We start from the raw sequence: 20,602 nt of genomic DNA, 5'->3' as shown, positions 1-20,602 counted from the left end.
GGTTATATGGGATTGCCTTATCGTGGCATTTATTCCGCATCAAAAGGCGCTTTAGAATTAATTACCGAAGCGTTGCGAATGGAAGTAAAATCCTTCGGAATCCAAATTACAAATGTAGCTCCAGGAGATTTTGCCACTAATATTGCTGCAGGACGTTATCATGCACCAGTTGTGAAAGGTTCAGCTTATGAAGTTCCTTACGGAAATACTTTAAAAGAAATGGATTCGCACGTGGATAGCGGCAGTAATCCAAACGAAATGGCAGAAGCAATTTTTGCTATCATTAAAACGGATAAACCAAAAGTACATTATAAAGTTGGGGCTTTCATGCAAAAGTTTTCTATTGTTCTAAAACGTATTTTGCCTGATACGGTGTATGAGAAAATGTTGATGAATCATTATAAGTTGTAGTTCATTCAAGTTTATTTCAAATTTAAGGTATTCAAAAATGGAAAATAGATTTTTATGTCCGAATTGTCAAGAAGTAGAATATTTTTTTGATGGCGAAAAATTAAGATGTCCAAAGTGTAATCAAAACGATTTTGAATCTGCTTTACATCAAAGTGAAGGAAATATAGAATATCAAGAACTCTCAAAATTAAGTAACCCTTTTTTCGAATTAGTTTTTGGTGAAATATACGATTGTGATGTTGTTTATAATGGTAAAATTGAAAAAACAGCTATTGTTCCAATAAACTCAAATCCAAAATTTAATCAATTGTTTTTTCTTTTTGATATAAATTATTGTGAACAAAATAATCCTAAGATTGTTGAGACTTTAAAGAAGAAAACTTTTTCAGAGCTATGGGATTTAGACATAAAGCACAAATTATTTGATAAATTTGATTGTTCAATAATTATAGGTTCAACAAGTGATGAAAATTCAATTATGAGTTATGATGGTTGGATTTTTAAAAATTTTCAAAAAAAGAATTGATATAACTTCTAAATCTATTTACGTTTAAATTTTCTCAACTTGTCCTTGCCCTTGAATTTGGAATTTTTTATTTGTACTTTTGCATTTCGAAACAACACACAATACTTTAAAATTTAAAAAGATGAAATTTTTTATTGACACAGCTAATTTAGAGCAAATTAAAGAAGCACAAGAATTAGGAATTTTAGATGGTGTTACTACAAACCCATCGTTAATGGCTAAAGAAGGCATTACAGGAAAAAACAATATCCTAAAACATTACGTAGACATTTGTAACATTGTTGACGGTGATGTAAGTGCAGAAGTAAATGCAATGGATTTAGAAGGTATGATTAGAGAAGGTGAGGAGTTAGCTGACTTACACGAACAAATCGTAGTGAAATTACCTATGACTAAAGAAGGCGTTAAAGCTTGTAAATATTTCTCTGATAAAGGAATTAAAACAAATGTTACTTTAGTATTCTCAGCTGGTCAAGCTTTATTAGCGGCTAAAGCTGGTGCTACTTATGTTTCTCCTTTCTTAGGAAGATTAGATGATGTTTCTACAGATGGTTTAAATTTAATTGATGAAATTCGTCAAATTTATGATAACTACGGATTTGAAACGCAAATTTTAGCAGCTTCAGTGCGTCATACCATGCATGTTGTAAATTGTGCTAAAATTGGTGCTGATGTTATGACAGGACCTTTATCATCAATTACTGGATTATTGAAACATCCATTAACAGATATTGGAATTGCTCAGTTTATTGCTGATTACGAAAAAGGAAATAAATAATTTCTGAAGAATATAAAAAGCAAAAAGCGTTCTAATTTAGAACGCTTTTTTTATTAGTAATGGTTATCCAAAAACAATACTAATTTTATTTTAAATTCTGTTCAAAATTCACGTCAAACAAATTGGCAAAACCATTTTTGATAGTTCCATCCGCATTTAAGATGATAATTCTGTGGATTTTTGTAATCACCCATTGTTTTCTAATGGTTTCAAAATCAATAGCGTGTAATTCTTTTATACCTTCAAAATTATATTTCTTTAAAGCGTTTTTCCAATTGGCATCATTATCATTTACATTAATACCAATAAATTCATAATTTGGATACTTAGCTTGCAATTCGGTTACTTTTTTATGGGAAGCTGCAAAATGAGATTCAGCGTGACTCGTCCAAAAGAACAAAACGGTTGGTTTATTAATTAGTGTATTAATGTCTACTGGTTGATATGAACTATTGACAAATTCAATTTTCGGTAAACGATTCCCTACTTTTAAATTTTGAACTGAATTATAAATTTCAGAAATTTCTTTTTTGTTTTCTTTATCAGTAGTTAGTTGTAAGTAGCGTTCAATAAATTTTTGATTGTTGTACATGTTTTGATCTTCTAACAAGTACATCAAAGCAACATTATTCAATACCACATTTTTAACTTTCTGATTTTTAATTAAAGTATCTGTGATGTTTAATTTTTCTATATTGTTCTCTAAAGAATTCTCATTCAAATCTAGATGGTCTTTTTGAAGCGCAACGTTGTTTAACATTACACTTACATATTTGATGAATGGTGAATAATTGGTTAAGAGTGCATTTTCAAAATCAACTTCTTTTCGGTGCTCGTAATAATTAGAAGGGAGTTTTGTTCTAATGTTTTCTCCTGTTCTAAATTGGTGTGCATAAGGATAAATTTCTTTTTTGGTGATATGATGAAAGTCTAAACAAGCTTTTGCAACTACATCAAAATTCTCATCCCAACCAATTTCTGCCTTACGTTTTAAGTAGAAAGATTTGCGAATAGCAAAACTAGAATCTATATTTTTGATAAAACTCTTTACATCTTTATCAAAATTATCATACATGTTATTTTTATCGGCTTCATTTTTAAGATATAATTCCATTAAAAAATTGTTCTTTTCATCTCCGCGACCACAAAATACGACTGAATTGTCAAAGTCAAAAGTATTTAACCTGACCATTAAACTATCATTTTTGTCGAAATATACATATTGATATTCAGGATTGTGTTTAAAACTATATAATCCAGGAGGTAAAGAGTCAAATTTATGTATGAAACGATTATTTTTGTCTAAATAAATGGTGTCAATTACTTCATCGTCTTTTAAGAATAATATATATTTTTCTTGCGGATTTAATATTTCTCCACCAAAATAGGCAACATAATCATCTTCTTTAAACGTTCTTTTACAAGAAGTTAAAGTAGTTAGAAGCAAAATAGATAGGGGTAAAAAGTATTTAGTGTAATCTTTAATCATCTACTTGATTATTAAATCTAGAAACAAATGTATCAGATATATTCAAATCTAGTTGTTAAGGTACAGTTAAAATAAACCTATATTAATTCTAAATTAAAGTATCAAAAATCTTCTAAATTTAGTACTTTTGCAACAATTTTAATAAAAATACAAAATGTTAACAGTTTCAAACTTATCGGTTCAATTTGGAAAACGAGTTTTATTCGATGAAGTAAATACTACTTTCACGCAAGGAAATTGCTATGGAATCATTGGTGCCAATGGTGCGGGTAAATCTACCTTCATGAAAATTATTGCTGGGGAAATGGAACCAACGTCTGGTAGAGTAATTCTTGAACCAGGAAAACGTATGTCGGTTTTAAATCAAAATCACAACTTATTTGATGAATATACTGTTTTAGATACCGTTATGATGGGAAATAAAGTATTGCATGCTGTAAAAACAGAAATGGATGCTTTATACGCAGATTATACAGACGAGAATGCCAACAGAATCGGAGAATTGCAGTTACAATTTGACGAAATGAACGGGTGGAATGCCGAAAGTGACGCAGCAACAATGCTCTCTAACTTAGGAATTGGTCCAGAGTATCATTATACATTAATGGCTGATTTGGACGGAAAATTAAAAGTTCGTGTGTTATTAGCACAAGCTTTATTCGGAAATCCAGATGTGTTAATTATGGATGAGCCTACGAATGACTTGGATTTTGAAACCATTGGTTGGTTAGAGAATTTCTTAGCGAATTATGAAAACACGGTTTTAGTGGTTTCGCATGACCGTCACTTTTTAGATGCGGTTTGTACCCACGTTTCAGATATTGATTTTGGAAAAATCACACATTATTCAGGAAATTACACGTTTTGGTACGAATCTTCACAATTAGCAGCACGTCAAAAAGCACAACAAAATAAGAAAGCGGAAGAGAAAAAAGCCGAATTAGAAGAATTTATTCGTCGTTTTAGTGCGAACGTAGCAAAATCTAAACAAGCTACTTCTCGTAAAAAAATGATTGAAAAATTAAATTTAGACGAGATTAAGCCTTCAAGCAGAAGATATCCTGCGATTATTTTCGATACCGAAAGAGAAGCAGGTGATCAAATTTTAAATGTACAAAATTTAGCAGCTTCAGTTGATGGAGAAACCTTATTTAAAAATGTAGATTTAAACATGGCTAAAGGTGATAAAATTGTAGTTTTCTCAAAAGATTCAAGAGCAACAACAGCTTTTTATGAAATCTTAAACAACAAAATGACTCCAGATGCAGGTACGTTTGATTGGGGAATTACTACAACACAATCCTATTTACCAGTAGATAACCATGAGTTTTTTGAGGGTGTTGATTTGAACTTAGTGGATTGGTTACGTCAATGGGCAAAAACCGAAGAAGAACGCGACGAAGTTTATGTTCGTGGATTCTTAGGGAAAATGATTTTCTCAGGAGAAGAAGCCTTAAAAAAATGTAACGTGTTATCAGGAGGAGAAAAAGTACGTTGTATGTTATCGCGTATGATGATGATTAGAGCTAATGTATTAATGTTAGACGAACCTACAAATCACTTAGACTTAGAATCGATTACCGCTTTTAATAATTCATTAAATAATTTCAAAGGTTCGGTTTTGTTTACAACGCATGACCACGAGTTTGCGCAAACAGTTGCAAACAGAATCTTAGAATTAACACCAAATGGAGCTATCGACAGATACATGACATTTGACGAATATTTAGAAGATGAAAAAATCAAAGAATTAAGAAAGAAAATGTATTCTTAATATCAATCCCGTTGCTAATTTTAGTAACGGGATTTTTTTTACATTACAATTGCTATTAGAAATATAAATTCTAAATTTGTACAAACAACACACTATGAGTCAAAAAGTTTTGCTCACTTCAAAAGAAGTACACATTATCTTGCATCGATTAGCTTGTCAACTAATTGAAAATCATTTAGATTTCTCAAATACTATCTTAATCGGTTTACAACCAAGAGGTAAATTTTTAGCCGAAAGAATCAAACAAATTTTAGAATCAGAATATCAAGTTTCCAACATACAATTAGGATTTTTAGATATTACTTTCTTTCGTGATGATTTTAGAAGAGGCGAAAAAACATTGGAAGCTAACAAAACCCAAATCGATTTTTTAGTAGAAGATAATAAAGTAGTCTTCATTGACGATGTTTTGTATACAGGAAGAAGTATTAATGCCGCTTTAACTGCAATTCAATCCTTTGGAAGACCATCAGAAGTAGAACTTTTAACTTTAATAGATAGAAGATTTAGTCGTCATTTACCTATCCAACCTGATTATAGAGGAAGACAAGTAGATGCCATAAACAACGAAAAAGTATTAGTAAAATGGCTTGAAAACGATGGAGAAGATGCCGTTTACCTAATAACAAAATAACATAACTACAAACACACAACTACATATAAATGAAAGAATTATCAGTAAATCATTTAATCGGAATAAAATACATTACCAAACAAGATATCGATTTAATTTTCGAAACGGCTGACCATTTCAAAGAAGTAATTAATCGACCAATCAAAAAAGTACCGTCTTTACGAGATGTTACGATTGCTAACATTTTCTTCGAGAATAGTACAAGAACCAAATTATCTTTCGAATTAGCTCAAAAGCGACTTTCAGCGGATGTGATTAGTTTTTCAGCAGCTCAGTCTTCAGTTAAAAAGGGTGAAACTTTAATTGATACAGTTAACAACATTCTATCTATGAAAGTAGATATGGTGGTTATGCGTCACAGCAGTCCTGGAGCGGCTCATTTTTTATCACAAAATATTGGGGCAAGTGTTGTAAATGCTGGAGATGGCGCTCACGAACACCCAACACAAGCTTTATTGGATAGTTTTACAATTAGAGAAAAATTAGGCGATGTTGGCGGAAAGAAAATCGTAATCGTAGGCGATATTTTGCATTCAAGAGTTGCCTTATCCAATATCTTCGCACTTCAAATGCAAGGTGCCGAAGTTAAAATATGCGGACCAAAAACATTAATTCCAAAATATATTGAATCACTTGGAGTAAAGGTAGAACCAAATCTTCGTAAAGCCTTAGAATGGGCAGATGTAGCGAATATGTTACGTGTGCAAAACGAACGTTTAGATGTAAGTTATTTCCCTACGACAAGAGAATATACCCAACAATACGGCGTAACCAAAGAATTATTAGATTCGCTAAATAAAGAAATCGTAATCATGCATCCAGGTCCAATTAACAGAGGAGTGGAGATTACTTCAGATGTAGCGGATTCACAACAATCGGTGATTTTAGAGCAAGTAGAAAATGGAGTTGCAGTACGTATGGCAGTGATTTATTTATTGGCAAGTAAGATTAAAAATTAGTATCTTAGCATAAATTCAGAATTCAACAAATGAAAGTCGATCAAAAAGGACATACTACAATAATTAAAGATACCCACAACAATGTGGAAGCTTTTGTGGAAAAGTTAACCAATGAATATCATATGTTTCAAGGTCAGAATTTAATTTTGGATGTGTCAAATAATAAAACCCTTTCTAATGCTGATTTAGCTCATTTTAAAGAGTTGGCAAAAACGCATAAAAAAGCAAAAAAATCAATGATTATTGTTTCTGATGAAGTTGATTTTAATAAAGTTCCCAATTATTTAAACGTGGTTCCTTCTGTTTTAGAAGCTCACGACATGATTGAAATGGACGAAATTGAACGCGATTTAGGATTTTAATAAAAGTTTACAGTCTCAGTTTACAGTATTCAGTAACTGCGACTGAAAACTGCGACTGAACACTAAAAAATGAAACTACAAATACTCGGTTGTTACGCAGCCACTCCCAGAACCATAACGAATCCCACCTCACAAGTTTTAGACATAAAAAATCATATGTTTTTAATCGATTGTGGTGAAGGAACGCAAGTGCAATTGCGCAAGCATAAAATCAAGTTTTCTCGTATTAATCATATTTTTATTTCGCATTTACATGGCGATCATTTTTATGGATTAATAGGTTTAATTTCAACGTTTATGTTGTTAAATCGAGAAAACGATTTACACGTTTATGGTCCAAAAGGAATAAAAGAAATCATTTTATTGCAATTACGTGCTTCGGGTTCGTTTACGGGTTATAATTTATATTTTCACGAATTAGAATCGAAAGAAAGCGAAGTCATTTTTGAAGATGAAACGGTAATTGTAAAAACGATTCCGTTAAATCATCGTGTTTATACGAATGGATTTTTATTTCAAGAAAAGTTAGGAAAACGCCATTTGAATATAGAAGCGGTTGCGAAATATATAATTGAAAAAGTGTATTTCGATAAAATTAAATCTGGAGGGAATGTGACTTTGGATTCAGGCGAAGTGATTGCTAATGAATTGCTTTCGTATCCACCTGATGCTCCTATGAGTTATGCGTTTTGTAGCGATACTTTGTATGATGAATCTATTGTTCCTATTATCAAAGATGTCGATGTGTTGTATCACGAATCTACTTTCTTAGATTCTGAACAACAATATACTGAAAAAACAAAACATTGTACAGCAAAAGAAGCGGCCAAAATCGCAAAATTAGCGAATGCTAAAAACTTAATTTTAGGGCATTATTCCACACGTTACGGTTCTATAGAACCTTTTAAAACAGAAGCACAAACTATTTTTGAAAATGTGCTTTTGGCGGATGATGGTAGAGAATTTGAATTCTAATTTCCAATGATATAACAAGTTAGGAACACTGATTGGAGAAATTTTAAAAATTATAATGATTTCTTAAATCTGTGTTCCAAAAAAAGTTTAGATTTTAAAGATTTAAAAATGATACAAACTGTAATTTTCGATATGGATGGCGTAATTGTAGATACCGAACCGGTGCATCATTTTGCGTATTATCAACATTTTAATGAATTAAGCATCGAAGTTTCAGATGAAATGTATCGTTCTTTTACAGGTAATTCCACTCGAAATATCTTTCAGAAATTAAAAGCACAGTTCGATTTGCAAGAAGATGTGGAAGATTTAATCTTGAGAAAACGCAGTTTATTTAACGAAGCTTTCGATTTGAAAGAAGATTTGTATTTAATTGAAGGAGTAGAAAACTTAATCAAAGATTTACACGCAAACGGAATTCAGCTAATTGTAGCTTCTTCGGCTTCAAAGGTGACGATTAATAGAGTGTTTACTCGTTTTAACTTGCATCAATATTTTACACATATCGTTTCAGGTGAAGATTTTCCGAAGTCGAAACCGCATCCTGCTATTTTTGAACACGCTGCAAGTTTATCAATTGCTCCAAAAGAAAATTGCATCATAATTGAAGACAGCACCAACGGAATTCAAGCCGCAGTTTCAGCGGGAATTTTTTGTGTGGGTTACGATAGTTTTCATTCTAAAGACCAAGATTTATCTAAAGCTAATGTCGTTATTCGACATTTCAATGAATTGAATTTTGAGAAAGTTCGAGATTTGAACTAACTCATTTCTTGATCGTGTAACGTATGTTTCGCTAAAATACGTTTGCTATCTTTTTTAACCGATTCATTTTTTCGCATCGACCAAAAGAAATCACTCGAAAACTTTCTAGCTTCCTCTAAATTCACAATAGGATTTGGATAATCTCGTCCTAATTCAAAACCGTACAACATGGATTCTATTGGAGTTAATTTCCAAGGTTCGTGAATGAATTCGGTTGGAATATTGGCTAATTCTGGAACCCATTTTTTAATGAAATTTCCATCTTCATCATGTTCGTACGAATTTTTAACAGGATTATAAACCCGTAATGTATTAATTCCTGTAACGCCAGCTTGCATTTGAATTTGGGGATAATGAATCCCTGGTTCAAAATCTAAAAATTGTTGGGCCAAATGCGGACTACAATTTTGCCAAGGTTGGAACAAATGATGCGTATAAAACGAAACCACTAATGCACGCATTCTAAAATTCAAATAGCCTGTCGTATTTAGGCAACGCATGCAAGCATCAACCAACGGAACACCTGTTTTTCCAGTTATCCAAGCCTTGTGATATTTTTCGTTAACTCTTTGATTCAAATTGCGATAACCTTTATTTACGGCGATAAATTCCATTGAACATTCCATTTCAAATTTTTGTATGAAATGCGCTTGCCAACGTAATCGAGAAGCAAAATTAGAAATCTGACGCTTGAATTTTCCTTGCTGATGTAATTCCCAAGCTTTGGTATACACTTGTCGAATAGATAAATTTCCCCAAGCAATATAAGGTGATAAACGACTACAACCTTTCCTTGCTAATTCTGGTTTTGAAATATGACTGCTATAATTTTGTACACGTTCTTCAAAAAAAGATTTCATGTAGCGTAAAGCCGTTGGAACGCCACCTTTCTGAAAATTGGGATTATGAATCGTTTGAATTGATGGAATTTCGAAATGATTTTCTAATTCTTCAATTTCAATGTATTTGACAAAACTTCTTGGTGTAGGCTGAAACGGAAGACAATCTTTATCCATAAAATCATACCAATCTTCTTTCCAAGTTTTTCGGTTTTTGATGCCACGAATAACTCCATTTGTAATGTATTCATTCCATGTAATTCCTTTGATTTTTAATAGTTTAGCAACAGCTAAATCTCTATCAAAAGTTAATTTTATTCCCGTTTCTTGATGCGAATAAACCGCTCTTATGGAAATAAGTTTCGAAAGTTTTTCAAAAACTGCAATTGCTTCGCCTTGAACAATTAATATTTGAGTGTGATATTTTAAAAGTTCTTTCTGTAATGCTTCTAATGATTGTTTGACAAAATCAAAATGACGTTGACTATAATGATAATCTTTCATCAACGAAGGTTCGAAAATGTAAAGCAATAACGTTTTCCCAGAAGTCGATAAGGCTTCATGTAAGGCTTCATGATCGTGCAAACGCAAATCTCTCTTGAACCAAACAATTTTCATTTTTTTACATTTTATAGTGTTTAGGGCAACGCTATCCTAACCAACAGCTTCTTTATAGACTTTTAAACATTTTTCTCGAGCTTCTTTATGGTCTACGATAGGTTTTGGATAATATTGAGTTTCCAATTCAGGAACCCATTTTTTGATGTATTTTAAGTCTTTATCAAACTTCTTGATTTGTTCTGTTGGGTTAAAAATTCGGAAATAAGGTGCGGCATCCACTCCTGAACCTGCAGCCCATTGCCAATTCCCAACGTTACTCGCCATTTCATAATCCAAAAGATTTTGAGCGAAATAAGCTTCGCCCCAACGCCAATCGATTAAGAGATGTTTGCATAGGAAACTAGCAACAATCATACGCACGCGATTGTGCATATGACCGGTTTTATTCAATTCACGCATTCCAGCATCAACAAAAGGATAACCGGTTTTTCCTTGACACCATTTTTGAAATAAATCTTCATTGTTTTCCCAAATAATGGCATCATATTTTGGTCTAAAACTTGCATTTTGTGTGTGTGGAAAATGCCATAAGATTTGCATGAAAAATTCGCGCCAAATCAATTCGTTCCAAAAGGTTTCGTTCTTTTCAGCGATAGCTTTTTCTATCATTTTTCTGATAGAAACCGCTCCAAAACGTAGATAAATTCCCAAATAAGAAGTTTTATTCAAAGCAGGAAAATTGCGAGTGGCTTCGTAATTCTGAATTAAACTTTCGGAAACATCAAAAGGAGTAATTTTAATTTCCGATTTTTCAAAACCAATATCGGACAACGATAAAAAAGGGTAGGAGTGCTGCGCAATTCTATCCAATTTTTCTTCTGATGGATAATGAACCAATTTAATCTTCTTAAAGTTCTCTTTCCATTTTTTTGAATAAGGCGTGTAGACTACATATGGACTTCCATCATCTTTAACTACTTCGCTTTTTTCGAAAATAACTTGATCTTTAGAAGTTAAGAATGAAATTCCTTTACTTACAAATAATTGATTCAGTTCCTTATCACGTTTGCGAGCATAAGGTTCGTAATCGTGATTGGTGTAAACCGATGAAATGCTATTTTCAGCAACTAGTTTTTCGAAGATTTCTATTGGTTTGCCATGAAAAACCGCTAATGATTTTCCATGCTTCTTTAATTCCGATTGAATTTTTTCTAATTGTTCGTGTATAAAACTAACACGAGCATCATTTTTTGGTAATTGCGATAGAATGTTTTCATCAAAAATAAAAATAGGTAAAACTTCTTCATCGCTATTCAAAGCATGAAAAAGTCCAATGTTGTCATCTACTCTTAAATCGCGTCTAAACCAAAAGATGTTCATATTTTTTTGTTTCAGGTTTCAAGTTTCAAGTTTGATTTTGAGTTTGAACTTGAAGTTGTTTTTTAATTTTTTATCCGTTTACTAATAATGTTGACATTCCACCATCCACATGGAAAATTTGTCCCGAAATCCAACTGCTTTTATCACTTAATAAAAAGGTTGCAATTTGTGCGCTGTCTTCTGGTTTTCCAAATCGTTTTAATGGATGACGCTCTGCTGATTTTTCTTGTTTGGTTTCGTTATTCAAGAATTTATCGGCTAAAGGTGTATCGGTTAATGATGGCGCAATAACGTTCACTCTAATTTTTGGTGCATATTCTGCTGCTAATGCTTTTGCAAAACCTTCAATTGCTCCTTTTGCTGCTGCAACGCTAGTATGAAATGGCATTCCCATAGTGGCTGCAACACTACTAAAAGTTACAAGACTCGCTTGTTCTGATGCTAATAAGTTTGGTAAAACAGATTGAATTACTTTTACCAAACTTATGAAATTAATTTGTAAATCGGTTTCAAAAGCTTCTGGTTTTAATCCTTTAAAAGGTCTTAAATTGATACTTCCTGGACAATAAACTAAACCATCAATTACAGCAGGTAATTGAGAAGTGTCTATAGCATCTTTTGTTGCATCGAATGTAATATGAGTTGCTTTAACATCGGCTAAGTTTTCATTACTTCTCGAAGCGATATAAACGTTATTTTCAAATTGTAGTTCTTTTGCTATGGCTAATCCAATTCCGTAAGAACCACCAATTAATAATATATTTTTCATGATGTTATCCTTTAAATTCACCAAATAGTTCGATTAATTTTTTTCTTCGGTATTCAAATATCTCATCTAATTTTGGTTTCACTAAAATAGGGTGGACCAATTGACCTAAAATTCCCATAGGCACTTTATAATCTACAATATCTTCCATTTCAACTCCACCTGGAATTTCTTTGATAAAATGTTTGTGATGCCACAATGCATAGGGACCAAAACGCTGTTCGTCTACAAAATACTGTTTGTCCACAACATGCGTGATTTCGGTCACCCATTTGGTTGGAATTCCTAAAACAGGAGTAACTATATATTGTATAATTTGCCCAGGAAACATTGGTCTGTCTGCTCCTGAGAGGATTTTAAATCCCATATAATCTGGAGTAATTAATTGCAAATTTTTTGGATCAGATAGAAGTTCCCAAGCTTTGTCAATGCTAATAGGTAAATTTTGTTTGGTATGTAATCGATATATTTTCATTTTATTTTTTTTGTAAAAGTATTAAATTGTTTAAACTTTTTAGTTATAAATTAAACAAAAAAATATCATTTAAGTATTAATTAACATTTGATTTGTTCACAATTTGTAAATTTGGGCATCTTAAAAACAAAAATCTATGAGAAAAATTATTGTTATGTTGGCTGTTATATTAGCCAATTTTATGGTTGAAGCACAAGTTAAAACGCCTCAATCGAGTCCTTCTGCCAAAGTTGAGCAAGTTGTTGGGTTAACTACAGTTCAAGTAGAATATTCACGTCCAAGTGCAAAAGGAAGAACTGTTTATGGGGATTTAGTGCCTTACGGAAAAATGTGGAGAACAGGCGCTAATGCTAATACCACAATTTCTTTCAGTGAAGATGTTAAGATTGCTGGAAAAGATCTTAAAAAAGGGAAATATGCTTTATTTTCAACTCCAAAAGCTGACAATTGGGATATAATATTTTATTCAGATACTAATAATTGGGGATTACCTGATAATTGGGATGAATCAAAAGTAGCTTTGAAAGTTACAGTTAAACCAGAAACATTGAATAAGTCAGTAGAATCTTTATCAATTTTCTTGAATAATTTAACTAATGATTCTGGTGTAATTGAATTGTCTTGGGAAAGAACTCTGGTAACTATTCCATTTACTGTTCCAACTCAAGAGATGGCAATGAAAAGTATTGAAAAAACGTTAGCAGGTCCTTCAGCTACAGATTATTTTTCTTCAGCTCAATATTATTATCAATCAAATGGAGATTTAAACAAAGCTTTAACCTGGGTTAATTTGGCAGTTACTAATGCTCCAAAGGGACAAGATGTACCTTTTTGGTATTTGAGATTAAAATCTTTAATTCAGGCAAAATTAGGTGATAAAAAAGGAGCTATTGCTACTGCTAAAGAATCATTAGCTTTATCAGTTAAAGCAGGAAATGCTGATTATGAAAAAATGAATAAAGATAGCATTGCTGAATGGTCTAAATAATTTGCTACATAAAAAAAAGTCCCGATTATATCGGGATTTTTTTATGTTTATTATAATATTTTTGAAATAAGAATGATAACGTTATTGTTAAAAGTGCTCCAATAAAATTTAACCAAAGGTAACTTACTACATCTAAATAGAAGATGTAAAAAATGGTTAACTGGCTTACGCAAGCTCCAATGAAAACTGCTTTACCTTTGATATATTTGATATAAAATCCAATCAAGAAAATACCTAAAACAGTTCCGTAGAAAATAGAACCAATGATGTTTACCAATTGAATTAAATTTTCAAATAACGAACTAATACAAGCAAATCCTATTGCTATAATTCCCCAAAATACCGTAAAATATTGTGTAGCAACTACATAATGTTTGTCTGACTTATTACTTACATTTCTTTTGTAAATATCAATAGCTGAAGTAGCGCCAAGTGAATTTAATCCAGATGCACTTGATGACATAGCTGCACTAAAAATCACGGCTAAAAGTAAGCCTAAAAGTCCTTTTGGAAGGTAATTTAATATAAAATAGAGAAAAACATAATCTTTGTCATTAGTTTCTGTTTTTTCGTCTACTTTTTTAATGACTTCTTTCGCATCTTCACGCAAATCTTTTTCTTTCAAAGAAAGCGCAACCATTTGTTTTTTCAGAATGGGATTATCAAATTCATTGTGTTTTAATTGTTCGATATAAATTTGATTCACAATTTTTTTATCCGTGTTGATTTGGGTTAACTTTTGTTCTAAATTTTCATAATCTGCTTTGTATTCCGAAGCCTTTACTTTCTCAACATTTGTTGGATTGAAATGCAATGGAGCATCGTTAAATTGAAAGAAAACAAAAACTAAAACTCCAGTTAAAAGAATGAAAAATTGCATGGGAACTTTTAAAATTCCATTCATGATTAATCCCATTTGACTTTCTTTTACCGATTTTCCAGATAAATAGCGACCTACCTGAGATTGGTCAGTTCCAAAATAGGAGAGCATCAAGAAGAATCCACCGGTAATTCCGCTCCAAAACGTGTAACGTGTCTCAGGATTGTAAGAGAAATCTAGAATGTCCATTTTTTCATTCGCCCCTGCAATATGAAGTACATTTGAAAAATCTACTTCGTGAGGAAGATTCGCTAAAATGTAAAAGAAAATGATAAACATTCCCGACATAATTACGAACATCTGATGTTTTTGGGTAACATTTACCGCTTTAGTTCCGCCTGTTACAGTGTAAACGATTACTAAAATACCAATAATGATATTTAGCATGTTCAAATTCCAACCCAATAATGCTGATAAAATAATTGAAGGAGCATAAATAGTGATTCCAGTACCTAAACCTCTTTGAATTAAAAATAAAATTGCAGCTAAAGTTCTAGTTTCAATGTTGAATCGTTGTTCTAAATATTCGTAGGCCGTATATACTTTTAATCGATGGTAAATCGGAATAAAAGTATAAGCAATTACAATCATTGCCAACGGAAGTCCAAAGTAGAATTGCACAAATCCCATTCCATCATGATAGGCTTGCCCAGGCGTTGATAAAAAAGTAATCGCACTTGCTTGTGTTGCCATAACCGAAACCCCAACGGTAAACCAAGGCGTTTCGTTGTTATCTAATAAATAGTCTTTTACATTGGCGCTTCCTTTGGTTTTCAGGATTCCGTAAATGACGATAAACGATAAAGTGACTGATAAAACTATCCAATCTAAATTTTCCATATTAGGTATAAATTTCTTTTAGTAAATAGAAAATTAAAATGTAGATAGCATTCAAAATCAGTACAATGCTATAACTTTTTTTCCAACGGTGTTTTTCTTCCATTATTTATCTAGTGCAATTAAATTAGCCAATAATCTATAAGCGCCACTTACGCCTTCGGGAAGTTCTCTAAAGAAACTTAATCCAGTGTAAATGTAATTTCCTTTTCCGTGTTTAGCGATTAGTAAACCACCATTTTTTGGTGTTTCGTTTGGATCGTTGGAAGCTAAAATAGAAATAAATTCGGAACTCCATTCGTTTGGATAATACAATCCTTGCTCTTGAACCCAACCTGAGAAATCCTTTTCAGTAATTTTATTTGGTTGATTTAACACTTTGTGATTCGGTGCTAAGAAAGTAACTTTTGCATTTTCATCGGTAACGCGATCTCTTGAAAGTTTTACGTTATAGGGTGCTATTTCTTTGGTAATCAAATTGTTAGTTGTGTTGTATTGAACGATAACATTTCCGCCATTAGCTACATAATCGAATAGTGTTTTATTTTTAAATTTCAATTCGTCTACGACATTAAAAGCTCGAATTCCTAAAATTACAGCATCGAATGATTTTAAATTTTCAGTAGTAATTTCATTTGGATTCAAATTGGTCACTTGGAAACCTAAGTTTTCTAAATTTTTATTCACTTCATCACCAGCGCCCATGATGTAACCGATGTTTTTACCTTTTGTAGCAATATCTAATTTTACCACTTTTGATGCTGAAGTTACTAAAATCGTTTGTTTTGGAATGTGAGGATATTGAATCGTAACCAATTCTTTGTCTAAAATCGTTCCATTAGAATTGGTAATTTGAGCAACCATTTTGGATGTAATTTCTGCTTTCGTTGGATATATTTTAAAGGTGAATTTACGTTCGTCATTTTTTACTTCAATTGCAAATGGAATTTCTTTAGGTTCGATTTTCCAATCTTCTGGAATTGCTAACGATAATTTTCCCGAAGCGTTAGCTTTATGTGCTTTTACTTTTACTGTGATTTCTTTAGGTTGGGTCGAATTAAAAATGATAACTTTTGGTTCGATTGTAGAAGTAAATTCTGGTAAAATTGTGAAAGGAATATAGATTTCACCATCATCCGGATTGTTGAATTTGTAAGTAATATTCTTTACGAATTCGATAGTTTTTCCCTCGATTTCAATAGTGAAAATTACAGGAAACGAAGTAGAAATTTCAGGTAAAATACGAATCGATTTATCCGAAACTTGATACATACCTTCCGTTTGTTGTTCTTTTAACCAAAATAAGTTCGAATAATCAACCGCATTTCCAAGAACAACATCTTTGAATTCAAGACTTACTTTTACGTTGTTTTTCAAAGGTTTGTTTTGCGTTTCATTTTTGATATTTAAGGCATTAATCGAAATCAATTTTACATTCGATTGACTACGATTAATCACCTCCAATTGAAGATTGAATTTACTATCTTTTGTAATCGTTTCTGAATCAGCAATGGCTTCCATGAACAAACCGCTACAAGCTTCAATAATTTTGATAATTTGTTTCGTTTTGATTTCTTTCCAATGTGAATCTTCTAATTTTTGAATCAAATCGTAGGCTTGAATCAAATTTGGAATATGAACAGAAGGGTTTCCAAAGTTGAAATTCTTTTCAATTTCGTATAGAATTTTACCGATTTCATTGCCACCTTTCACACGGTTCCAAGAAGTATCGATACCTTCAAATAAGTTATTACTGTTTGGTAAATCACCTTTTAGCAATTCTAAATATTCGATTTCGTCACCACGTGTTCCTAAAGTTCCAAAACCTTGACATTTGTGTTGACTTCTACTTAAAGCGGCAATTTCGTTATTGCTTTTTCCTTTTAATGGGTAAAACACATTAGAATTAATAGCTAGAAAATTTGATTTATCAGCAGCATCAAATGCTTCCTGACTTCCATAAAACCACCAAGAAGTATTGAAAAAAATACGTTTTGGTTTGTGTTTTATGATGTCATAAGCTTCTAAACTCAACATTGCAGAAGCGGTGTGATGTCCGTGAGTAGTTCCTGGTGTATTGTGCGCAAAACGATTTACAATGATATCAGGACGAAACGTTTCCATTACTTGAATCACGTCTTCCATTACTTCATCTTTATTCCAAATGGCAAAAGTTTCGTTCGGTTCTTTTGAAAACCCGAAGTCATTTGCACGCGTAAAAAACTGTTCGCCACCATCAATTCTTCTAGCTGCTAATAATTCTTGAGTTCTGATGGCGCCTAATTTTTCACGCAATTCGGTTCCAATTAAATTTTGACCACCATCGCCACGAGTTAAGGATAAATAAGCCGTTTGTGCGTGATAATGGTTTGAAAAATAGGTGATAAGTTTTGTGTTTTCATCATCAGGATGTGCTGCTAAATAGAGTACTTTACCTAAAAAGTTTAGTTTTTGAATTTGTTCGTAGATTTCTACAGAATTGAGTTTTTGAGGTGCTTGTGCCCAAATAGAAAGTGAAATAAAAAATATAAAAAATGAAGTAAAGCTTCTGTTCATTGCAATAGTTTTTTCAAAAATAAGGAAATAAAAAAAAGGAAGTTTTATTCGCTTCCTTTTTAACAGTTTTTTTTAAATTATTTTCTTAATTACTCTAAGCTTGTGAGTATGTCGATTTGTTTCTGCATTGTAAATTCCTAAGTGGTCTAGTCTGTCAATTCGTACTTTTCCTGAGGCGTGAATGATATAGTTGTTTTCCATCATAATTCCAACGTGAATGATATTGCCTTCTTCATTATCAAAAAATGCCAAATCTCCTGGTTCACTTTCTTCGATAAAACTTAAGGCTTCTCCTTGTGTTGCTTGCTCTGAAGCATCTCGTAAAAGTTTATGACCATTTAATTTATACACCATTTGAGTAAATCCAGAACAATCAATTCCAAAAGGTGTTTTTCCACCCCATAAATAAGGTGCGTTCAAATACATGAAAGCCGTTTTTATAAAATCAGATTTTGGTTTTTCACCGCATATCTTTATTCCTTCAAAACTATATTTATTGGTGTTAATTTCTTCAATATCCAAGAATGATAATGAAGCACCCATTGTAATAGAAGTTAATTGATTATTTGGAGTGGTAATATATTCTACTAAATCAGCATTTAAAACAATTGGAGTATTGTTTAAAATTTGATATTGCTCTTCGGTAATAGCTTGATATTGTTTTGAATCAATCCAACCAATATAACCATCATAAGCAATTTCTAACTGTACCCATTTGGCAGTCATTTCTATAATTTTAAAGTGTTCACCAAACAACAATTGCGAAACTTGTTCGCTTTTATCACTGGCTTCGGCTCTTACGGGTACTATGGCTAAATTACAAATTCCAAACATATGTTGGGTCTAATAAAAAATGATGAATTAAGAATTCAATTACAAATGTAATTAAAATTCAAAATTCATCATTAATAAAAGTTAATAAATTATGCTCTTTCAATAACAATTGCAGAAGCACCACCACCACCATTACAGATAGCAGCTGCACCAATTTTAGCATTGTTTTGATTTAAAACATTGATTAAAGTAACAATAATTCTAGCTCCAGAACATCCTAGAGGGTGACCTAAAGAAACTGCACCACCGTTTACATTGATTTTATTATTGTCTAATCCTAAGATTTGCGCATTAGCTAATCCTACTACAGCGAAAGCTTCATTGAATTCAAAGAAATCAACATCAGCAACAGTTAAACCTGCTTTGTCTAATGCTTTAGGTAAAGCTTTTGCAGGTGCAGTTGTAAACCATTTTGGTTCTTGAGCTGCATCAGCATATGATTTAATGTAGGCTAAAGGTTTTAATCCTAGCGATTGCGCTTTTTCTTCGCTCATTAAAACTAAAGCTGCAGCTCCATCATTAATAGTGGAAGCGTTAGCAGCAGTAACCGTTCCTTCTTTTGTGAAAACGGCAGCTAATGAAGGGATTTTATCTAATTTTACATTAGTGAATTCTTCGTCTTTAGTAACTACGATAGCGTCACCTCTTCTTTGAGGAACTTCTACCGGAACAATTTCTGCATCAAACTTACCAGCTTCCCACGCAGCCGCAGAACGCTCATAAGATTGAATTGCGAAGTTATCTTGATCTTCTCTTGTAATGTTGTATTCAGAAGCACATAAATCGGCACAAACACCCATAGCGTTGTTGTCGTATGCATCAGTTAAACCGTCTTTTTGCATTCCGTCCACTAAAGAAGTTGGTCCGAATTTTACGCCATTTCTTAAATGAACGTAATGAGGAATCAAACTCATGTTTTCCATACCACCAGCCACAACGATTTCTGCATCGCCAGCCATAATAGCTTGAGCACCTTGCATAACGGCTTTCATACCACTAGCGCAAACTTTATTTACAGTAGTACAAGCTACACTTTCAGATAAACCAGCGTACAAAGCGGCTTGTCTGGCAGGAGCTTGGCCGTTTCCAGCTTGAACTACATTTCCCATTAATACTTCGTCAACTAATTTAGGGTCTAAATTGATTTTATTTAAAGCGCCTTTGATGGCAGCAGCACCTAATTTTGTAGCAGGTACACTAGATAAAGCCCCCATGAAACTTCCAATTGGAGTTCTTACAGCAGAAACGATAACTACTTTTTTATTCATGATAAAATGGTTTATTATTTGAATTGCGAATTTACTATTTTTATTCGAATTGAGGCAAGGTTTTTAAGGTTATTCTAATTAGAAAATCGATTTTATTTAGATTTCGATAATATGGTTTGGTTTTTATTGAAATGCTATTGTATTGATTGTAAGTGTTTTTTAAAAAATTATAAAAATATATTTAAAAAAACTCCTTAAAATGTTGTATATTTAAGAATGAAAATATACATTTGCAACCGCAAAAAAGATAAGTTCTTACAACAATAATAGGAGAGGTGCCGGAGTGGTAACGGAGCAGATTGCTAATCTGTCGACGGGTAACCGTCGCCAGGGTTCGAGTCCCTGTCTCTCCGCTTTTTTGTTTTTTCGGGGTGTAGCGTAGCCCGGTTATCGCGCCTGCTTTGGGAGCAGGAGGCCGCAGGTTCGAATCCTGCCACCCCGACGATAACAACTTTAGGTTGCGTAGCTCAGCTGGATAGAGCAACTCACTTCTAATGAGTAGGTCCCAGGTTCGAATCCTGGCGCGATCACAAAAAAGCCTTGCA

19 protein-coding genes and 3 tRNA genes are annotated in these 20,602 nt (G+C 32.6%); 13 read left to right on the top strand and 9 right to left on the bottom strand.

Annotated features, from left to right (window positions below; translation table 11 throughout):
- From Q0075_RS04080 to fsa, 3 genes are all read left to right on the top strand, one after another.
- Positions 1-411: SDR family NAD(P)-dependent oxidoreductase (locus Q0075_RS04080; RefSeq protein ID WP_297868399.1), on the top strand; the 411-nt coding region annotated here is incomplete at its 5' end.
- Positions 412-448: 37 nt separating this feature from the next.
- A complete protein-coding gene (locus tag Q0075_RS04075; RefSeq protein WP_291110843.1) occupies positions 449-937 on the top strand; it encodes a hypothetical protein in 489 nt (162 codons plus the stop codon).
- A 121-nt stretch (positions 938-1,058) separates the two neighbouring features.
- Positions 1,059-1,715, top strand: a complete 657-nt coding sequence (gene fsa / locus Q0075_RS04070; RefSeq protein ID WP_297868398.1) for a fructose-6-phosphate aldolase — start codon at positions 1,059-1,061, stop codon at positions 1,713-1,715.
- A gap of 85 nt (positions 1,716-1,800) precedes the next feature.
- Here fsa and Q0075_RS04065 read toward each other — a convergent pair whose 3' ends face one another.
- Complete coding sequence (locus tag Q0075_RS04065; RefSeq protein ID WP_297868397.1) at positions 1,801-3,204, bottom strand: thioredoxin-like domain-containing protein; 1,404 nt, start codon at positions 3,202-3,204, stop codon at positions 1,801-1,803.
- A 154-nt stretch (positions 3,205-3,358) separates the two neighbouring features.
- Here Q0075_RS04065 and Q0075_RS04060 point away from each other — a divergent pair, with 154 nt between their 5' ends.
- The 6 genes from Q0075_RS04060 (at position 3,359) to Q0075_RS04035 (ending at position 8,673) form a co-directional block, all read left to right on the top strand.
- Positions 3,359-4,978, top strand: coding sequence for an ATP-binding cassette domain-containing protein (locus tag Q0075_RS04060; RefSeq protein WP_297868396.1), 1,620 nt, complete (start codon positions 3,359-3,361; stop codon positions 4,976-4,978).
- A 94-nt stretch (positions 4,979-5,072) separates the two neighbouring features.
- A complete protein-coding gene (pyrR, locus tag Q0075_RS04055; RefSeq protein WP_297868395.1) occupies positions 5,073-5,612 on the top strand; it encodes a bifunctional pyr operon transcriptional regulator/uracil phosphoribosyltransferase PyrR in 540 nt (179 codons plus the stop codon).
- A 29-nt stretch (positions 5,613-5,641) separates the two neighbouring features.
- Entirely contained in the window at positions 5,642-6,571 is a 930-nt protein-coding gene (locus Q0075_RS04050; protein ID WP_297868394.1) for an aspartate carbamoyltransferase catalytic subunit, read from the top strand.
- A 29-nt stretch (positions 6,572-6,600) separates the two neighbouring features.
- A complete protein-coding gene (locus Q0075_RS04045) occupies positions 6,601-6,933 on the top strand; it encodes a ribonuclease Z (RefSeq protein ID WP_297868393.1) in 333 nt (110 codons plus the stop codon).
- Positions 6,934-7,002: 69 nt separating this feature from the next.
- A complete protein-coding gene (locus Q0075_RS04040) occupies positions 7,003-7,908 on the top strand; it encodes a ribonuclease Z (RefSeq protein WP_297868392.1) in 906 nt (301 codons plus the stop codon).
- Between the two features lie 108 nt (positions 7,909-8,016).
- Entirely contained in the window at positions 8,017-8,673 is a 657-nt protein-coding gene (locus Q0075_RS04035) for an HAD family phosphatase (RefSeq protein WP_297868391.1), read from the top strand.
- On the opposite strand, the gene Q0075_RS04030 is transcribed toward Q0075_RS04035, so the two are convergent.
- The 4 genes from Q0075_RS04030 to Q0075_RS04015 form a co-directional block, all read right to left on the bottom strand.
- Positions 8,670-10,130 carry a deoxyribodipyrimidine photo-lyase gene (locus Q0075_RS04030; protein WP_297868390.1) on the bottom strand — a complete coding sequence of 487 codons (1,461 nt, stop codon included), beginning with the start codon at positions 10,128-10,130 and terminating at the stop codon, positions 8,670-8,672. The two genes, Q0075_RS04035 and Q0075_RS04030, sit on opposite strands and share 4 nt — an antisense overlap.
- A gap of 36 nt (positions 10,131-10,166) precedes the next feature.
- The gene (locus Q0075_RS04025) at positions 10,167-11,453 is read right to left on the bottom strand and encodes a deoxyribodipyrimidine photo-lyase (RefSeq protein WP_297868389.1); all 1,287 of its coding nucleotides are present in this window, start codon (positions 11,451-11,453) and stop codon (positions 10,167-10,169) included.
- Between the two features lie 70 nt (positions 11,454-11,523).
- Entirely contained in the window at positions 11,524-12,222 is a 699-nt protein-coding gene (locus tag Q0075_RS04020) for an SDR family oxidoreductase (protein ID WP_297868388.1), read from the bottom strand.
- Between the two features lie 4 nt (positions 12,223-12,226).
- Positions 12,227-12,694 carry an SRPBCC family protein gene (locus Q0075_RS04015; RefSeq protein ID WP_291107773.1) on the bottom strand — a complete coding sequence of 156 codons (468 nt, stop codon included), beginning with the start codon at positions 12,692-12,694 and terminating at the stop codon, positions 12,227-12,229.
- A 136-nt stretch (positions 12,695-12,830) separates the two neighbouring features.
- Between Q0075_RS04015 and Q0075_RS04010 the strand changes: the two genes are divergently transcribed.
- Positions 12,831-13,682 carry a DUF2911 domain-containing protein gene (locus tag Q0075_RS04010; protein ID WP_297868387.1) on the top strand — a complete coding sequence of 284 codons (852 nt, stop codon included), beginning with the start codon at positions 12,831-12,833 and terminating at the stop codon, positions 13,680-13,682.
- 25 nt (positions 13,683-13,707) lie between these two features.
- On the opposite strand, the gene Q0075_RS04005 is transcribed toward Q0075_RS04010, so the two are convergent.
- The 4 genes from Q0075_RS04005 to Q0075_RS03990 all read right to left on the bottom strand — a co-directional run bounded on the left by Q0075_RS04005 (position 13,708) and on the right by Q0075_RS03990 (position 20,057).
- Positions 13,708-15,402 (bottom strand): sodium:solute symporter, encoded by a 1,695-nt coding sequence (locus tag Q0075_RS04005; RefSeq protein WP_297868386.1) that lies wholly within the window; start codon positions 15,400-15,402, stop codon positions 13,708-13,710.
- A 102-nt stretch (positions 15,403-15,504) separates the two neighbouring features.
- Positions 15,505-17,955, bottom strand: a complete 2,451-nt coding sequence (locus Q0075_RS04000; protein WP_297868385.1) for a PIG-L family deacetylase — start codon at positions 17,953-17,955, stop codon at positions 15,505-15,507.
- A 72-nt stretch (positions 17,956-18,027) separates the two neighbouring features.
- Positions 18,028-18,789 carry a C40 family peptidase gene (locus Q0075_RS03995; protein ID WP_297868384.1) on the bottom strand — a complete coding sequence of 254 codons (762 nt, stop codon included), beginning with the start codon at positions 18,787-18,789 and terminating at the stop codon, positions 18,028-18,030.
- Between the two features lie 89 nt (positions 18,790-18,878).
- Positions 18,879-20,057: an acetyl-CoA C-acyltransferase gene (locus Q0075_RS03990; RefSeq protein ID WP_297868383.1), complete on the bottom strand. Its 1,179-nt coding sequence runs from the start codon at positions 20,055-20,057 to the stop codon at positions 18,879-18,881.
- Between the two features lie 269 nt (positions 20,058-20,326).
- Here Q0075_RS03990 and Q0075_RS03985 point away from each other — a divergent pair.
- From Q0075_RS03985 to Q0075_RS03975, 3 genes are all read left to right on the top strand, one after another.
- Positions 20,327-20,410: transfer RNA gene (locus Q0075_RS03985), tRNA-Ser, on the top strand.
- Between the two features lie 14 nt (positions 20,411-20,424).
- A tRNA-Pro gene (locus Q0075_RS03980) sits at positions 20,425-20,499 on the top strand.
- 14 nt (positions 20,500-20,513) lie between these two features.
- Positions 20,514-20,587 (top strand) — tRNA-Arg (locus tag Q0075_RS03975).
- Positions 20,588-20,602: the final 15 nt, after the last annotated feature.

This window comes from uncultured Flavobacterium sp. (assembly GCF_937967675.1).
Taxonomy (GTDB): Bacteria; Bacteroidota; Bacteroidia; order Flavobacteriales; family Flavobacteriaceae; genus Flavobacterium.
This window is presented reverse-complemented; position numbering and strand designations above follow the sequence as displayed.

Coding starts and splice junctions, on each gene's coding strand:
- Q0075_RS04040 (WP_297868392.1), top strand. CDS start 7,003: ATGAAACTACAAATACTCGGTTGTTACGCAGCCACTCCCAGAACCATA.
- Q0075_RS04050 (WP_297868394.1), top strand. CDS start 5,642: ATGAAAGAATTATCAGTAAATCATTTAATCGGAATAAAATACATTACC.
- Q0075_RS04045 (WP_297868393.1), top strand. CDS start 6,601: ATGAAAGTCGATCAAAAAGGACATACTACAATAATTAAAGATACCCAC.
- Q0075_RS04005 (WP_297868386.1), bottom strand. CDS start 15,402: ATGGAAAATTTAGATTGGATAGTTTTATCAGTCACTTTATCGTTTATC.
- Q0075_RS04025 (WP_297868389.1), bottom strand. CDS start 11,453: ATGAACATCTTTTGGTTTAGACGCGATTTAAGAGTAGATGACAACATT.
- Q0075_RS04060 (WP_297868396.1), top strand. CDS start 3,359: ATGTTAACAGTTTCAAACTTATCGGTTCAATTTGGAAAACGAGTTTTA.
- Q0075_RS04065 (WP_297868397.1), bottom strand. CDS start 3,204: ATGATTAAAGATTACACTAAATACTTTTTACCCCTATCTATTTTGCTT.
- Q0075_RS04035 (WP_297868391.1), top strand. CDS start 8,017: ATGATACAAACTGTAATTTTCGATATGGATGGCGTAATTGTAGATACC.
- Q0075_RS04020 (WP_297868388.1), bottom strand. CDS start 12,222: ATGAAAAATATATTATTAATTGGTGGTTCTTACGGAATTGGATTAGCC.
- Q0075_RS04015 (WP_291107773.1), bottom strand. CDS start 12,694: ATGAAAATATATCGATTACATACCAAACAAAATTTACCTATTAGCATT.
- Q0075_RS04010 (WP_297868387.1), top strand. CDS start 12,831: ATGAGAAAAATTATTGTTATGTTGGCTGTTATATTAGCCAATTTTATG.
- fsa (WP_297868398.1), top strand. CDS start 1,059: ATGAAATTTTTTATTGACACAGCTAATTTAGAGCAAATTAAAGAAGCA.
- Q0075_RS04075 (WP_291110843.1), top strand. CDS start 449: ATGGAAAATAGATTTTTATGTCCGAATTGTCAAGAAGTAGAATATTTT.
- pyrR (WP_297868395.1), top strand. CDS start 5,073: ATGAGTCAAAAAGTTTTGCTCACTTCAAAAGAAGTACACATTATCTTG.
- Q0075_RS04030 (WP_297868390.1), bottom strand. CDS start 10,130: ATGAAAATTGTTTGGTTCAAGAGAGATTTGCGTTTGCACGATCATGAA.
- Q0075_RS03995 (WP_297868384.1), bottom strand. CDS start 18,789: ATGTTTGGAATTTGTAATTTAGCCATAGTACCCGTAAGAGCCGAAGCC.
- Q0075_RS03990 (WP_297868383.1), bottom strand. CDS start 20,057: ATGAATAAAAAAGTAGTTATCGTTTCTGCTGTAAGAACTCCAATTGGA.
- Q0075_RS04000 (WP_297868385.1), bottom strand. CDS start 17,955: ATGAACAGAAGCTTTACTTCATTTTTTATATTTTTTATTTCACTTTCT.